This window comes from Thermaurantimonas sp. (genome assembly GCF_046299575.1).
Taxonomy (GTDB): Bacteria; Bacteroidota; Bacteroidia; order Flavobacteriales; family Schleiferiaceae; genus Thermaurantimonas.
In genome coordinates this window covers 26,193-40,757 of record NZ_JBKBHX010000007.1, presented here as the reverse complement: position 1 = coordinate 40,757, position 14,565 = coordinate 26,193, and the positions used below count along the sequence as shown (strand labels likewise).

At 40.6% G+C, this 14,565-nt stretch carries 14 protein-coding genes and 2 tRNA genes; 10 read left to right on the top strand and 6 right to left on the bottom strand.

Annotated elements, in window-relative coordinates; translation table 11 throughout:
• Window positions 1-6 precede the first annotated feature (6 nt).
• The 4 genes from ACK4EX_RS09580 to ACK4EX_RS09565 form a co-directional block, all read right to left on the bottom strand.
• Entirely contained in the window at window positions 7-1,767 is a 1,761-nt protein-coding gene (locus ACK4EX_RS09580) for an ABC transporter ATP-binding protein (RefSeq protein WP_409772206.1), read from the bottom strand.
• Between the two features lie 102 nt (window positions 1,768-1,869).
• Window positions 1,870-2,802 carry a malate dehydrogenase gene (mdh, locus tag ACK4EX_RS09575; RefSeq protein ID WP_409772203.1) on the bottom strand — a complete coding sequence of 311 codons (933 nt, stop codon included), beginning with the start codon at window positions 2,800-2,802 and terminating at the stop codon, window positions 1,870-1,872.
• A gap of 97 nt (window positions 2,803-2,899) precedes the next feature.
• Window positions 2,900-4,165 carry a DASH family cryptochrome gene (locus ACK4EX_RS09570; protein ID WP_409772454.1) on the bottom strand — a complete coding sequence of 422 codons (1,266 nt, stop codon included), beginning with the start codon at window positions 4,163-4,165 and terminating at the stop codon, window positions 2,900-2,902.
• Window positions 4,165-4,311, bottom strand: a complete 147-nt coding sequence (locus ACK4EX_RS09565; protein ID WP_409772200.1) for a DUF2256 domain-containing protein — start codon at window positions 4,309-4,311, stop codon at window positions 4,165-4,167. Before ACK4EX_RS09565 ends, ACK4EX_RS09570 begins: the two co-directional genes overlap by 1 nt.
• A gap of 127 nt (window positions 4,312-4,438) precedes the next feature.
• Between ACK4EX_RS09565 and tsaE the strand changes: the two genes are divergently transcribed.
• From tsaE to ACK4EX_RS09520, 9 genes are all read left to right on the top strand, one after another.
• Entirely contained in the window at window positions 4,439-4,861 is a 423-nt protein-coding gene (gene tsaE, locus ACK4EX_RS09560) for a tRNA (adenosine(37)-N6)-threonylcarbamoyltransferase complex ATPase subunit type 1 TsaE (RefSeq protein WP_409772197.1), read from the top strand.
• Window positions 4,854-6,062, top strand: a complete 1,209-nt coding sequence (locus ACK4EX_RS09555; RefSeq protein WP_409772195.1) for an alanine dehydrogenase — start codon at window positions 4,854-4,856, stop codon at window positions 6,060-6,062. The genes tsaE and ACK4EX_RS09555 overlap by 8 nt, the downstream gene beginning before the upstream one ends.
• 41 nt (window positions 6,063-6,103) lie before the next feature.
• Entirely contained in the window at window positions 6,104-7,243 is a 1,140-nt protein-coding gene (locus ACK4EX_RS09550) for a glycosyltransferase (RefSeq protein WP_409772194.1), read from the top strand.
• Between the two features lie 4 nt (window positions 7,244-7,247).
• On the top strand, window positions 7,248-7,715 hold the full coding sequence (locus tag ACK4EX_RS09545) for an ATP-dependent zinc protease (protein WP_409772192.1): 468 nt from the start codon (window positions 7,248-7,250) through the stop codon (window positions 7,713-7,715).
• Window positions 7,716-7,729: 14 nt separating this feature from the next.
• Complete coding sequence (gene rimK / locus ACK4EX_RS09540; protein WP_409772190.1) at window positions 7,730-8,635, top strand: 30S ribosomal protein S6--L-glutamate ligase; 906 nt, start codon at window positions 7,730-7,732, stop codon at window positions 8,633-8,635.
• Window positions 8,635-9,330 (top strand): RsmE family RNA methyltransferase, encoded by a 696-nt coding sequence (locus ACK4EX_RS09535; protein ID WP_409772188.1) that lies wholly within the window; start codon window positions 8,635-8,637, stop codon window positions 9,328-9,330. Before rimK ends, ACK4EX_RS09535 begins: the two co-directional genes overlap by 1 nt.
• A 182-nt stretch (window positions 9,331-9,512) precedes the next feature.
• Window positions 9,513-9,586, top strand: a tRNA-Asp gene (locus ACK4EX_RS09530).
• 129 nt (window positions 9,587-9,715) lie between these two features.
• Entirely contained in the window at window positions 9,716-11,437 is a 1,722-nt protein-coding gene (gene lysS / locus ACK4EX_RS09525) for a lysine--tRNA ligase (RefSeq protein ID WP_409772185.1), read from the top strand.
• 96 nt (window positions 11,438-11,533) lie between these two features.
• A complete protein-coding gene (locus ACK4EX_RS09520) occupies window positions 11,534-11,989 on the top strand; it encodes a DUF962 domain-containing protein (protein WP_409772182.1) in 456 nt (151 codons plus the stop codon).
• Here the strand turns inward: ACK4EX_RS09520 and ACK4EX_RS09515 are convergent.
• Entirely contained in the window at window positions 11,983-12,834 is an 852-nt protein-coding gene (locus ACK4EX_RS09515; RefSeq protein WP_409772180.1) for a lysophospholipid acyltransferase family protein, read from the bottom strand. The two genes, ACK4EX_RS09520 and ACK4EX_RS09515, sit on opposite strands and share 7 nt — an antisense overlap.
• A gap of 15 nt (window positions 12,835-12,849) precedes the next feature.
• Window positions 12,850-14,316: a GWxTD domain-containing protein gene (locus ACK4EX_RS09510; protein WP_409772177.1), complete on the bottom strand. Its 1,467-nt coding sequence runs from the start codon at window positions 14,314-14,316 to the stop codon at window positions 12,850-12,852.
• Between the two features lie 127 nt (window positions 14,317-14,443).
• Between ACK4EX_RS09510 and ACK4EX_RS09505 the strand changes: the two genes are divergently transcribed.
• Window positions 14,444-14,532, top strand: a tRNA-Ser gene (locus ACK4EX_RS09505).
• The last annotated feature ends 33 nt before the right edge of the window (window positions 14,533-14,565 follow it).

The window sequence follows — 14,565 nt, the reverse complement described above, 5'->3', positions numbered from 1 at the left end:
AAAGTATTAAAACTTTTGAAGTTGAAACCATTTTTTATATAAACTATCGCCTTTTATTAATAGATCATCATGCTTACCTAGTTCTATAATTTTTCCACAGTCGATTACAGCGATTTTATCTACTTTTTTGATGGTAGATAGTCTGTGTGCAATAATGATCGATGTGCGATTTTCCATGATTTTCTCAAGAGCCAGCTGGATATAGTATTCTGATTCAGAGTCTAAGGAAGAAGTTGCTTCGTCAAGAATTAAAATAGAGGGGTTTTTTATGATAGCTCGAGCTATGGCAATGCGTTGTCTCTGCCCACCAGAGAGCTGAACACCGCGTTCACCCACTATTGTGTCCAATTTTTCAGGAAATTTAGAAATAAAATCCCATGCATAGGCCGATTTAGCAGCGTCAATAATTTCTTGATCCGTAGCATTAGGTTTGCCGTAAGCTATGTTTTCTCTGATTGTACCACCAAACAGCATTACCTCCTGTGGCACCACGGCAATGTGGCTGCGCACCTGCTGAGGACTGAGATTTCTGTAACTAATACCTTCGAGGGAAATCTCACCTTCGTAATTTTCATACAATTTGCACAGCAGAGCAATTAAGGTACTCTTTCCACCTCCACTACTGCCCACTAAAGCTACTTTTTCACCAGCGTGAATATCTAAATCGATGCCTTTAAGCACCTGTATATCTTTACGGCTCGGATAGGAGAAGGTGAGATTGCGAATCTGAATGTTACCTCTCACTGCTGCAGGCAATTGTACTATATGAGCTTTTGAAAAAGCATCTGTTTCTTTCTGATATTCAAATATTTTTAGCAATTCTTCAGTAGCTCCAATGGCTTTTTGGATGCGGGTATAGATGTCTGCCATTCCGCCGATGCTACCTCCTATAAAACCAGAATAAATCACAAAAGAAAACAACTGTCCGGTAGCGAGCTCGCCTTTAGCTATTAGTGTAGTACCCTTCCAGAGTACAGCCACCATCGCGCCAAAAAGTCCGAGGATGATAAAAGAGGCAAAAGCACCACGCCAAATACCGGTCTTAATAGCGGTATCGCGGGCATGATCTATTTCTTTGGAGTAGCGCTTCTCTTCAAACCATTCGTTTACAAACACTTTCACATTATAAATGCCTTGTAGGGTCTCTTCTAAAATGGTTTGTCCACCGGCTATTTCGTCTTGAACTTTCTTAGAAAGTGATCGTATATATCGCCCGAAATACATGGTAATTAATACAATAGGTGGCAAAATCGCGAGCATGAAAAGAGTCAATTTCCATGAAGTGTAAGTAAGCAATGCTACGCCTCCGATGATGATGAGCAACTGTCGAAGGAACTCAGCCAGTGTGGTCGTCATCGTTTCTTGCAGCACTACGATGTCGTTTGATAATCGACTGCTCAGCTCGCCTACTCTGCGTTCGTTGTAGAAAGATATTGGCAGAAAAATCAAGTGAGAAAAAGCTGCCTTGCGCAGAGCTGCAAGGGAGTATTCAGTAACTTGTACAAACAAAACGATTCTGAAAAATGAAAACAGCGATTGTAAAATCAATATACCCACCAGCAGCAAGCCAGTTTGGTTAATTGCCGTTGAAAAATCGGAGAGCTTAGAGGCATCGACTAAATCTCCAAGCAATTTCGGGAAAATCAGATTGGCACCGCTTGAAAGTACAAGAAAGAGCAGGCCTAACAGAAATCTCCAACGATAAGGACGAATATATGTGTAGAGTTGAAAAATTTTTTTAAAAGATGAGAATTTTAAAGCTTTCATAGAACCGATTCATCAACCTTTGTGAATAAAAAGATAAATGCAAATAAAAAAAGCCGCCAAGCAATATTGGCAGCTTTAAAAGTTGGTTTAATCTATCAAAATTTATGGATTCATATTGTCGAGTACGTCCATCATTTCCTTCACTGCATGGGCACTGGTATAGAGCAATTCCTTTTCATCTTCGTTCAGATTGAGCTCTATGATGCGCTCAATACCATTGCGACCGAGCACGACTGGTACGCCTACATAGATATCTTTTAGACCATACTCACCTTGCAACCAAGTGCATACAGGGAAAACTCTTTTCTGATTTCGCACCACAGCTTCTACCATCTGAGCGGCAGCTGCGCCTGGAGCATACCAGGCAGAGGTACCTAGCAATTTTACTATTTCTCCTCCTCCAAACTTGGTTCTTTCGATGATGGCAGTAAGTTTTTCTTCGTCGATTAACTCAGTTACTGGAATTCCACCTACCGTGGTGTAACGAGGCAATGGTACCATAGTATCGCCGTGTCCACCCATCAGCACTGCCTGGATGTCCTTGGGCGAAACATTCAGCTCAGTGGCAAGAAAAGCTTTATAACGCGCAGTATCAAGAATGCCCGCCATACCGAAAACCTTTTTGCTGTCGATACCCGCTGTTTTATAAGCACAATAGGTCATTACATCCAGCGGGTTTGACACTACGATGATGATGGTATTGGGGGAGTATTTTATGATGTTTTCAGTCACTGATTTTACGATGCCTGCATTAGTTGCAATGAGGTCATCGCGGCTCATGCCGGGCTTTCGAGGTAAACCTGATGTGATTACAACTACATCGCTATCCTTAGTGGCCGTGTAATCGTTAGTAACACCTGTAATTCGGGTGTCGTACATGTTAATAGGGGCAGTCTGCCACATATCAAGAGCTTTACCTTCAGCAAAGCCCTCCTTGATATCAAGTAAAACGATTTCTTCGGCTAGTTCTTTTTCGGCGCATACGTTAGCACAGGTAGCACCCACATTACCGGCTCCTATTACAGTGATTTTCATTTTCTAAAGTTTTAACGGATTTGCGCTCAAATGTAATTGAGGTTACACCTACAGGAAACGAATATTTTTTACATTTAACAAATTGTAAAAGACCTACCTATTCGAGCCAAAGTCGTTGATATGCTCCCTCGGGATCATACATTTCAGCTTGCCTTTTTACGTTAAACACCCGATTCCGTGGATCATTTCCGATGCCCGCCACATAGGTCCAGTTGCCGTAATTGCTGCATACGTCGTAGTCAATAAGCTGACTTTCAAACCACAAGGCGCCGAGGTACCAGTCTTGCTTTAAGTTGTGCACCAAGTAGCTGGCCACATTTTGCCTGCCTCTATTGCTCATGAATCCGGTGTAGAGCAGTTCTTTCATATTGGCGTTCACAAAAGGTTCATGCGTTTCACCTTGTCGCCATTTTTCAAAAATTTTGGATCTTTTTGGGGTATAATTTCTTGGAACTTTAAAAAATTTTCCCTTTGATTTCATAGCTGTGAAGAAAAAGAAATCACGCCAAAGCAATTCGAAAAATAACCAATATGTTGATGCATTAGATTCAACGTTTTCTTCATATTTTTTAATCTGCCAATAAATCGATCTGGCACTAATACAACCATGTGCCAAATAGGCAGAAAATTTTGACGAATAATCTATTCCAATTAATCCATTACGGGTCTCTTTATAAACCGATAATTTCTTTGTATTCCAAAAATAATGATTTAATCTCTGCCATGCTTCATGCTCACCACCTGCAAAAGGTAGAGCCGAGCGTTGGTCAAAAACGGCATTTTCGCTGATTCCAAGCTCACTAAGTATAGGAAGCTCTGTTTTTTCAATGTATTCGTCAGGAGTTTTGATAGTAGAAGGCTTAGATATTTCCTGTTTGATTTTGAGGTTTTTTTCTACTTTTTTTCGAAAGTCAGTAAAAACTTTTGGCAAATGAGAAATCGTAAAAGGCAAGTCAGTTAGGGCAATTAAAGTATGATCATCGAAACCAATCATTTTTATACCCAAATCAGCCACTTTCATTTCAATCTCCACCTCATCTTCTGTATAATATTTTGGGTAATAAATTGCAGATATTTTTGATTTTTTTTGAAGTTTTTGAATTTCAACTTCAGTAAAACCTTTGACGATATACAAATCGCTCCCCAATGCTCTGAGTGAATTGCGAAGGTTTTGTACTGATTCCAATAAAAATTTAGCGCGAAATTGCCCCATTCGGGGCCAACCCGTGTGTAAAGTTGAGTGATACCGGGAATCAAAACAATAAAAAGGCACAACCAGTAAACCGCTGCGAACTGCAGCATCTAAGGGTGCACAGTCAATTGTCCTCAAATTAAACCGATACCATATAAGTGCTATTTCCATCATTTAGCTACTGATTTTTTTGACATTCGGCAGCGATCGCTGCAGTATTTTACTTCGTTCCACACCTTTTCCCACTTCTTTCGCCAGGAAAAAGGTCTGTTGCAAACAGGACAGATTTTCGTTGGTAAACCGTGCTTTTTAATCATATATTCCGATACGCAATTACATCCATAAGGTTTAAAAATTTTAAATACAAAAACCGCGTTTTGTCGATTCACCTTCGTAAGTATTTTATACCGACCTTGTACCTTTGGGGCCTGCTTAAAAATTGGGATGATACATATCTATTCGCCCGAAGAATATGAAAAAGTAGCTGAAATCTTACTCACTACATACAAGCACATTAAGCTATGGTTATTCGACGGGCCGATGGGTGCAGGCAAAACGACCTTCATACGGGCGATAATGCATAAAGCCGGGGTAAAGGATGTAGTATCGAGCCCTACCTTTGCCATAATAAACGAATATGAAGGAGCCAATGGCGAACCTGTATATCACCTCGATTGCTATCGATTGTCTGGTACTGATGAGGCAGTACAAGCAGGCATCGACGAAATAGTGACCTCCGGAAAGTGGTGTCTGATCGAATGGCCAAAAATCATAGAACCTTTGTTTTGGGGCACAGCTCTTTTAATTACTTTTGAAAAAATGGACAATCACCGCAGTGTGCTAACCGAACTAAAGACGTATGAGTAATCCATCGCAGATGTGGGTTCCGGGATTTTCGATGATTCCTAAAGAAGAAATGCTCGAAATCCCATCCAAAGCGCAATCCTTATTTATAGGTATACCTAAAGAATCATGGCTTCAAGAAAAGCGAGTAGCTCTTACCCCTGAAGCTGTAAGGCTACTGGTAAATAATGGACACAGGATCCGCATCGAAACTGAAGCTGGTCAGGGCGCACGCTATAGCGATATGGATTTTTCAGAAGCCGGAGCCGAGATCGTATACGACGCCAAAGAAGTGTACGAGGCAGATGTAATTGTGAAAGTAGAACCCCCATCGCTTTCTGAAATTGAATTTTTCAAACCCAAACAGCTTCTAATTTCTGCCCTTCAGCTCAAAACGCGCAAACGCGAGTACTTCAAAAAGCTGATGGACAAAAAAATCACAGCTTTAGCGTATGAGCACATTAAAGATGAAGACGGCATAGTGCCCATAGTACGCTCCATGAGCGAAATAGCCGGTACCACGTCTATCCTCATTGCCTCTGAATATTTGAGCAATATGCGCGAGGGCAAAGGGTATTTGCTCGGTGGTATATCAGGTGTACCTCCGACCGAAGTACTCATCATCGGCGCTGGAACGGTAGGCATCTTTGCTGCAAAAACAGCTCTCGCTTTAGGGGCTATGGTTAAGGTTTTTGACAAGTCAATCACGCGTCTGCGACGTTTACAGGAAACGCTCAATCAACCTGTTTATACAAGCATTCTACAACCCAACATTTTGTCAAAAGCTCTAAAGCGAGCCGATGTAGCTATAGGTGCACTACGACCTGAAAAGGGCAGAACTCCCACCGTTGTAACTGAAGATATGGTCGAGAAAATGAAACCGGGCTCGGTAATCGTCGATGTAAGCATCGACAATGGCGGAGTATTTGAAACCTCTGAAATCACCACTCATGACAATCCTGTCTTTATTAAACACGGGGTAATTCATTATTGTGTACCTAATATCGCTTCACGCGTTTCGCGTACGGCTTCCTTTTCGCTCAGCAATGTTTTAGCTCCCTTACTTTTAGATATATCTGAAAAGGGAGGCTATCTCTCGGCGCTGAAGGCAAATCCCAATTTGCGTTCAGGTTTGTACCTATTTAATGGTATTGTGACAAATAAAGCCATAGGCGAATGGTACAATTTGCCTTACAGCGATGCTGAGCTCTTAATAGGATTTTAAGTAAACTTTCAAATTCCAAATCAAAGATTTTTAACAACTGGATGATTACAAATATAGAATGGTGGGTGCCTGCAGTGGTAATAGCACCGGCATTGTTGTTCCAATGGTATTTATTTTATGCTTTTTTTACTGCTAAGAAACGCTTTAGCAAGTCCAACTCCCATCTAAATTTACCCGTATCGCTCATCGTTTGTGCCCGGAATGAATTAGAAAACCTTCAAAAAAATCTACCCAAATGGGTAAGTCAAAAATATCCAGAACTGGAAGTGATCGTGGTAAATGACCGATCATGGGACGACTCAAGATTTTATCTCGAGGAGCAAGCCGCCAAGCATTCGAATCTTAAAATCGTTACAGTTCCAGATAACGATAATTATTGGACAGGTAAAAAACTGGCTCTCTCACTGGGTATAAAGGCCGCCAGGCACGACATTTTATTGCTTACTGATGCCGATTGTGCACCGGCTAGTGAACTTTGGGTTCAGCATATGGTGCAGGGCTACTCCGATCCAAATGTTGAGATCGTGCTCGGCTATGGAAGATACCAAAAAGAAAAAGGTCTGCTGAATCTTATAATTCGAATGGAAACCTTACAAACCGCTTGGCTATACCTCACGGCTGCCTGGGCCGGCTGGCCATTTATGGGCGTGGGGCGAAACCTATCCTATCGAAAAGAGCTTTTCTTCAGAAACAAAGGCTTTTACAAACACATGCACATAGCCTCAGGCGACGACGATCTTTTTATTAATGAAGTAGCCACCCGTCAGAATACACGAGTTATAATCCATCCTGAGGCAGTAACCATGAGCATTCCCAAAAAGACCTGGTCTGAATACATTTATCAACGTCGAAGGCATTTCTCAACCTCTTCGCACTATCGTACTGGCTCCAAAATTTTCTTAACTGCCTACCAGGTTTCAAGGCTTGTCATTTGGACAGTGACTGTTTTTTCCCTCGTATTACTTTCAATGGGAAATACCTGGTATGCAATTCCATTTGGTTTAGGCTTAACGTATTTTGTAAAACGCTGGTGGTCATTGATAAAACTTAGTAAACTCGGCGGTGAAGGAAAGCTAGGATGGTGGTACCCTGTGTTGTCTGCTATCATCTTTTTAATACAATTGCGTATATGGCTCCAAAATGTAATAATAGGAGTGCCAAAAGGCTGGAAAAAGGCATAATACAATGAAAGACAAAAAAATAGTACCATTACTTATTGGAGCTTCGGATCATATCGACCTCCCGGAATTTGAGCTTTACAACCTGGCATGCCGCATCGATACAGGTGCTGCTACCTCAGCTATTCATTGCCACAATGTGAAGTTGGTCAAAAAAAAGGGCCTTCCGGCAGTCTCTTTTATGCTGCTCGACCCTGAGCATCCATCTTACCAAGACCGCGTTTATTATTCCTTTGACTTCAAAGAAAAAATCATAAAAAATTCCTTTGGACAGATCGAAAAGAGGTTTTCCATTAAAACAATACTCATACTTTTCGGTCGTAAATTCAAAACAGAAATGACCTTGGCAGACAGAGAGGCGATGAAATATCCCGTGTTACTGGGTCGAAGACTCTTAAGAAGAGGTTTTATTGTTGATGTTCGATTAAAAGACCTATCGTACCGACAAAAAATCGCTAATTCATTGTGTGAGTAGATTGATTTCTTAGCATGAATATTCTCATTCTCTCCACCAATAGATTTTTATATTCTACCCGAAGATTAGTAGAAACTGCCCAGGCACGCGGGCACAATGTAAAGGTGATGAACCACACCAAATGCTATGTGGTGATGGAAACCAATAACCTCGATGTGTATTATGGCGATCACATAATTACGGATGTCGATGCCATCATCCCGCGCATAGGCTCATCTGTCACTTTTTACGGCAGCAGCATCATCCGGCAGTTTGAGATGAAAAAAGTTTTTACTACTCTCAGTTCGCTGGCATTGGTGCGTTCCAGAGATAAATTGAGAGCTCTTCAAATATTGGCTTCTAAAGGCGTACCAATACCCAGAACAGCCTTTGCAAAATATCCGAGTGATATCGACCATCTCATTAAGCAAGTAGGTGGACCGCCTTTGGTCGTAAAGCTCTTAGAAGGCACACAAGGACTAGGGGTAGTACTGGCCGAAACAAAGAAAGCAGCAAAGTCGGTAATCGAAGCCTTTTACGGTCTGGAAGCCAATATTTTAGTTCAAGAATTTATCGCTGAGGCCGCCGGGAAAGATGTGCGCGCCATCGTGGTAAATGGCAAGGTGATTGCCGCCTATCGCAGAGTAGGTAAAGAGGGAGACTTCAGGAGCAATTTGCACCGAGGAGGCACTGGCGAGCCTGTAAAACTGACCAAAGAGGAAAAAGAAATTGCCGTACTCGCTGCCAAAAGTCTCGGACTCTCCATTGCCGGCGTCGATATTTTGCAGAGCAATCGCGGACCTCTGGTAATGGAAGTGAACAGCTCGCCCGGCCTTGAAGGCGTGGAGCGCTACTCAGGCAAAGACGTAGCGACGGCAATTATTAAATTCATTGAAAAACAAGTAAACAGACCGGGCAAATCAGATAAAATCGGCGCCTGATGGAGTTGTTTGTTGCTGACGAAGTTAAAGAAGGACTTATTACACTATCGCCCGACGAAAGTCATCACATAGCGCGCGTACTTCGGATGCAAGTCGGCGATTCTATCGCATTGACCGACGGTAAAGGGACATTAGGAGAAGGAACAATCGCACTGGTAAGCAATAAAAAAGTAGATGTAGAAATTTTTTCTACCACAATCCAACCCAAAAATGAGCCCACCATACACCTATATGTATCGCCTACACGTACTACCGAACGCACAGAGTGGATGATAGAAAAAGCAACTGAACTGGGGTGCACCACCATATGTCTACTCATTTGCCACCGCACAGCCCGAAAAAACATCAACCTCGACCGATACGAAAAAATAGCCACAGCTGCCGCTAAGCAGAGTCATAACTGTTATTTTCCTGAAATTAAATTAATTACAAATACAGAAGAGGCTTTTCAATCTGCATTGGGAGTAAAATTCATTGCCACATGTTTTGGAGAAGACAGGCTACCACCTTCAGCCTGGCCTATTACTTCCGGGGAATACAGTTTATTTATTGGCCCTGAAGGAGATTTTACAGCTGAAGAAACTGAAGCGGCAATTACTTATGGATGTATTCCAGTGTCTTTAGGCAATCTGAGACTAAGAACAGAAACAGCTGCTATAGCAGGAATTTCGCATTTAAGGTTGAAATCTTTTTAGGTGGTTTTAAGAAAAAAAAGTCGCTGAATTGGCGCAAAAAATTTGTTAAATACCACCTGACAACTTTTAAGTAATTGAAACATAGGATTAAAACTTTTCATCATTTGAAAGATATATTTTTGCAGAATTACATATGCACATATCTTTGCATCCGCTTATAGCAAGAAGGTCTTTCACAAGCTGGTCCGGTCGTTCAGTTGGTTAGGATGCCGCCCTGTCACGGCGGAGATCGCGGGTTCGAGTCCCGTCCGGACCGCTTTTATTTTTTAGTTTTCTTTTTTTTTCAATATTTCTTCCTCTTTCCACGTTTTGATCAAAATTCTAAAAATTTTATCCTCATTAAACTTCCTATTTTTGCAGCCGTTTTTTCAAAAACACGGTTCAAATGAGCGTTTTATCTGAGCAAGAAATTCAACGAAGAGAAGCTTTACAGAAATTAAGAGAACTGGGAATAAATCCCTATCCCGCTAATGAATATCCGGTTACGCACACTGCGGCTGAAATTTTAGCCAACTTTGACGATCAGAAACCTGAAAAATTTGCTCAGGTTTCGCTTGCCGGCCGAGTAATGAGCAAGCGTATCATGGGTAAGGCTGCATTTGCAGACCTAAAAGACTCCACCGGAAAAATTCAAGTCTATTTCAATCGAGACGAAATTTGCCCGTCAGAAGATAAAACGCTCTACAATGAAGTAATTAAAAAGCTTACTGACATTGGAGATTTTATCGGTGTTAAAGGTCATGTCTTTCGCACCCAGATGGGCGAAATTTCGATTTATGTAAATGAATTCACCTTTCTTAGCAAAGCACTTCGTCCGTTGCCTATTGTAAAGGTCGATGCCGATGGAAATGTGCACGACGCTTTTAACGACCCCGAGCAACGGTATAGGCAGCGCTATGTGGATTTGGTTGTAAATCCACACGTAAAAGAAATTTTTTTAAAGCGCACACGCATTATACAATCCATGCGCGAATACTTCAACTCCTTTGGCTACCTGGAAGTTGAAACACCCATTCTTCAACCAATTCCCGGAGGAGCTGCCGCTCGCCCCTTTGTAACGCATCACAATGCTCTCGATATTCCACTATACCTGCGGATAGCCAACGAATTGTATTTAAAAAGACTCATTGTCGGTGGTTTCGAAGGTGTGTATGAATTCGCAAAAAACTTCCGAAACGAAGGAATGGACCGCACACACAATCCCGAATTTACGGGCATGGAAATTTATGTGGCCTATAAAGACTACCATTGGATGATGCGATTCACTGAAAATCTGCTTGAACATGTGGCTAAATCAGTGAATAACGGCAATACACAAGTACAAGTAGGTGATAAATCCGTTGATTTTAAAGCTCCCTATCCGCGCGTGCGCATGTACGATGCCATAAAGCAATATACTGGATTCGATATCTCAGGTATGGATGAAGAGCAACTTAGAGGGGTGTGCATCCAACTGGGCATTGAAGTAACCCCTGAGATGGGAAAAGGTAAGCTGATTGATGCCCTGTTTGGCGAAAAATGCGAGCACCACTTTGTTCAGCCTACCTTTATTATCGATTACCCCGTTGAAATGTCGCCTCTGTGCAAGAAACACAGAGACAATCCGGAGCTTACAGAACGCTTTGAACTGATTATAAACGGAAAAGAAATAGCCAATGCCTATTCAGAGCTAAATGACCCCATTGACCAGCGCGAGCGGTTCGAAGAGCAATTTAAACTCAGCCAACGCGGTGATGACGAGGCAATGTTTATAGACCATGATTTTCTTCGAGCCCTTGAATTTGGCATGCCTCCAACAGCCGGGCTCGGTATCGGCATCGATCGACTTACAATGATGCTCACTAATCAAGCCAGCATACAGGAGGTTATTTTCTTTCCGCAAATGAAGCCAGAGCAAATCACTGCAGCTCCGAAAGATGAAAATTGGACAGAAATAGGTGTACCCGAAGCTTGGATTCCGCTTGCAAAAGAAGCTTTTGGAAACATTTCAACCTTGAGATCACTAAAACCTACTCAAGTACATCAGCAACTCAACGGTTTGAGAAAGAAAAAGAAACTCGACATACCCGCTCTTCAATTGGCTGAAGTAGAAGCATGGTATAAATAAGTGACTTACATTAAGAGTCTGCTGAAATTTTGAAAACCGGTCTCATGATTGGCCGGTTTTTTATTTTTGTCAAAAGTTAATAAAACTTAAAAGACTATGAAAACAGCTGATCAGTGGTTTGACGAATACGGACAAAGCCATCAAAATCCAACCAACAAAACCATCCATTGGATATGTGTTCCCCTAATTTTTTGGAGCATTTTGGGGTTGTTTTATGCAATTCCAGTTCCTGATACTATACCTTGGTTTAATTGGAGTTATATTTTAATTCTCATCAGCTTAATTTTTTATCTGCGTTTATCTCTCAATCTTTTTGTTGGAATAGTACTTTTTACCCTCTTTTGTTTATCGATTCATAAATATTTAGATGATGCAGGCTTACCAATTTTATATATATCACTTACTATCTTTATTCTGGCGTGGATTGGACAATTCATCGGTCATAAAATAGAAGGTAAGAAACCTTCATTTTTTAAGGATTTACAATTTTTATTAATAGGCCCGGCCTGGCTTATGCATTTTTTGTATAAAAAATGGGGAATCTCTTATTGATATACTCCTGGTCGCAAATGTTTCCAGCGCTTATGAGTCCATAGATAAATTTCTGGCTGCTCTCTGATGCTTTTTTCAAGGAGTTGATTGTATAAATCAGTGAGTTGATAATCTGGAAATTCTTGCGGATTTTCGGTTATTAAAACTGGTTTGAAAACATATCTTCCCCTGCTCAAACGTACACATTCTAAGTACACTAAAGCCATACCGTACATCTTTGCAATCTTCTCAGCTCCTACATGCGTAGGAGTATTTTCTACAAAAAATTTTGAGCGATGATGTATGCGGCCTTCGTGTGGACTTTGATCAGCAATGAAACCGTAAACCGCTCTATGATCTCTATTTGATTCGATGAATTTATATGTTTCTTTCATTGGAAAAAGGCCAAGGTTGTATTTAGCTCTTTTTTGCAGGATGAGTTTTTCGATGCTTTTATTATTTATCTCATTGTATACAGCATACACATTTTCTTGAAGTAATTCAGGAATTACACTAAGCCATTCAAAATTTCCATGATGGCCAAGCATAAGAATCACCTTTTTGTTCTTATTTGTTAGATTTTTTACCATTTCAGCATTTTCAATAAAAACGTGTTTTTTGTGGTCTTTCCAACTAGGATCAAAATCTTTAATATTCTCAGCGATGAGCTCAAAGAAGTATTTGTAAAATTTTCTCTTTAATTTCTCTCTTTCCTCTTCATTAAGATTAGGAAAAGCGATTTTTAAATTTTTTAAAATCACCTTAGAGCGATATCCCGAAACAAGGGATAACAAATAAAAAAAGTTGCCGAGGTTGTACAACATATTTAACGGCAACTTTGAAATTATTTTTATTAAAAAAGACATTAATCTTGTGACGGTTTACCAGCGGTTATAGCGTCCAAATTTAGAGGAGTTGATTATAATGCTGTTGTTAAATCGCGTACCCCAATCACCGGCTTGAGCTGGCAGTTCTACATCGTCTACATTAGGCGTCCACATATCGCGCTCCATGAGCAAATATTGCCAGCGTTCGTTGAAAGTTTCTCCGGCAGCAGTGCTGTGAATGAGCCGATAGGTGCCTGTATTAATCTCTCGATCAGCAAAGATGAAAATTCGATCTGTCTGCGCATTTGTTCCGTTCCATGGAATTAATCGATCGTATTGCCAAATTTCGTAAGGATAGGTGTTTGGCTCGTGTTTTCTGCTTTCTACTATTGTAGGAGCACCGTATAAGCAGTACACTCTTCCACGGTCAGTCCTATAGCCTTTTAGCAGCCGGGTGCCGTAGAGTTTATTTGCAGTATTAACTCTGCTGTAATAATCTTCCCATGTTATTCCAGATTTTTGTTTGCTGATCCAGAAAGAATTAAAGTATTTCATCATTAAGTCTTTGTTGTTTTCTGACAGTAGTCTGTCAATGGTTTTCTGTTCACTATAGGTAGCTATAGGAAGCATATACAGCAAAAAATCAGAAATACTGTCTTTCAAAATTTCTACTGGAATAATTGAATTGTCGAGACTAAAGTTTTCTAACATATCGATCGAAATAGAAACTGGCTGATAATCAGAAATTCTCTCAATCCTTACCTTTTTTCGCTCGTAAATTTCGTTTTTACGGTTAATTGACTCGATTACAAGGTTATAAACGCCAGACGGCAATTCTGTAATGTTGAGCCTTCCCAGAATAGGATGTACACCTTCGTTACGGATTTTTATTCTACCTGCAAACTTCTCCAACGAAATAGGGGACGACTGTGATTCGAGAAAATAATTTACAAAAAACGGTAATTCTTTTTCATCAAGTGATTGAAGATCATAAAACTCAATGTAAAAAAGCAATTCGTTTACATTTTTGTCATACAAGTACGTATTAGCAGATATGTAAGGGATAAAATCTTTCTTTGAAAACGCTCGATTTTCACTCTCGGGCATACCAGCGATCAAAATCACATCTGAGGCCTTAAATGCTTTTGGATCAGGCACTTCAATTGGAATTTCGAAGTGATAATTTTCAGAAGGATTGTTCTCGTCGAGGATATCAAGCTTTAAAATATTCCTGCCAGCCGGCAGTCTGAATTGCGATTTTGCTGTAAAACCTCTGTTGAAGTAAGATGTATCATTGGTTTCAGGCAATGATATCCGAATTTTTTCACCTTGAATAATTTTTTCGTCATGATAATATGTCATGGTGATTAGGACCGAGCCTGTGAATTTTCCAGCAGCATTTTTTACAGTTTTTACCGATTTTCCGTTCACATTGAAGTGGGTTTCGGTATAAATTTTTGTTTCTGGATGGTAAAAGTGATAGTAGGCAAACTTAAGCTCCAAATTACCAGCAAAACTCAATGATGATAACAATTTAATTATCAAAACATTACGTAAGAAATGCATTTTTCTTAATCAATTTTTAATTTAGGAAAATAAATATACGAAAAAACTTGTTCAAAAAACAAACCACTTTAATTTTGCTCCCGGAGAGATGGCAGAGTGGTCGATTGCGGCGGTCTTGAAAACCGTTGAGGTTAACAGCCTCCGGGGGTTCGAATCCCTCTCTCTCCGCCAAAAAGCCGGCTAAGAAAAATGGCCGGCTTTTTG

Bases quoted from the DNA above. Each gene is read 5' to 3' on its own strand.
- ACK4EX_RS09580 (WP_409772206.1), bottom strand. From the start codon at position 1,767: ATGAAAGCTTTAAAATTCTCATCTTTTAAAAAAATTTTTCAACTCTAC.
- mdh (WP_409772203.1), bottom strand. From the start codon at position 2,802: ATGAAAATCACTGTAATAGGAGCCGGTAATGTGGGTGCTACCTGTGCT.
- ACK4EX_RS09570 (WP_409772454.1), bottom strand. From the start codon at position 4,165: ATGGAAATAGCACTTATATGGTATCGGTTTAATTTGAGGACAATTGAC.
- ACK4EX_RS09565 (WP_409772200.1), bottom strand. From the start codon at position 4,311: ATGATTAAAAAGCACGGTTTACCAACGAAAATCTGTCCTGTTTGCAAC.
- tsaE (WP_409772197.1), top strand. From the start codon at position 4,439: ATGATACATATCTATTCGCCCGAAGAATATGAAAAAGTAGCTGAAATC.
- ACK4EX_RS09555 (WP_409772195.1), top strand. From the start codon at position 4,854: ATGAGTAATCCATCGCAGATGTGGGTTCCGGGATTTTCGATGATTCCT.
- ACK4EX_RS09550 (WP_409772194.1), top strand. From the start codon at position 6,104: ATGATTACAAATATAGAATGGTGGGTGCCTGCAGTGGTAATAGCACCG.
- ACK4EX_RS09545 (WP_409772192.1), top strand. From the start codon at position 7,248: ATGAAAGACAAAAAAATAGTACCATTACTTATTGGAGCTTCGGATCAT.
- rimK (WP_409772190.1), top strand. From the start codon at position 7,730: ATGAATATTCTCATTCTCTCCACCAATAGATTTTTATATTCTACCCGA.
- ACK4EX_RS09535 (WP_409772188.1), top strand. From the start codon at position 8,635: ATGGAGTTGTTTGTTGCTGACGAAGTTAAAGAAGGACTTATTACACTA.
- lysS (WP_409772185.1), top strand. From the start codon at position 9,716: ATGAGCGTTTTATCTGAGCAAGAAATTCAACGAAGAGAAGCTTTACAG.
- ACK4EX_RS09520 (WP_409772182.1), top strand. From the start codon at position 11,534: ATGAAAACAGCTGATCAGTGGTTTGACGAATACGGACAAAGCCATCAA.
- ACK4EX_RS09515 (WP_409772180.1), bottom strand. From the start codon at position 12,834: ATGTCTTTTTTAATAAAAATAATTTCAAAGTTGCCGTTAAATATGTTG.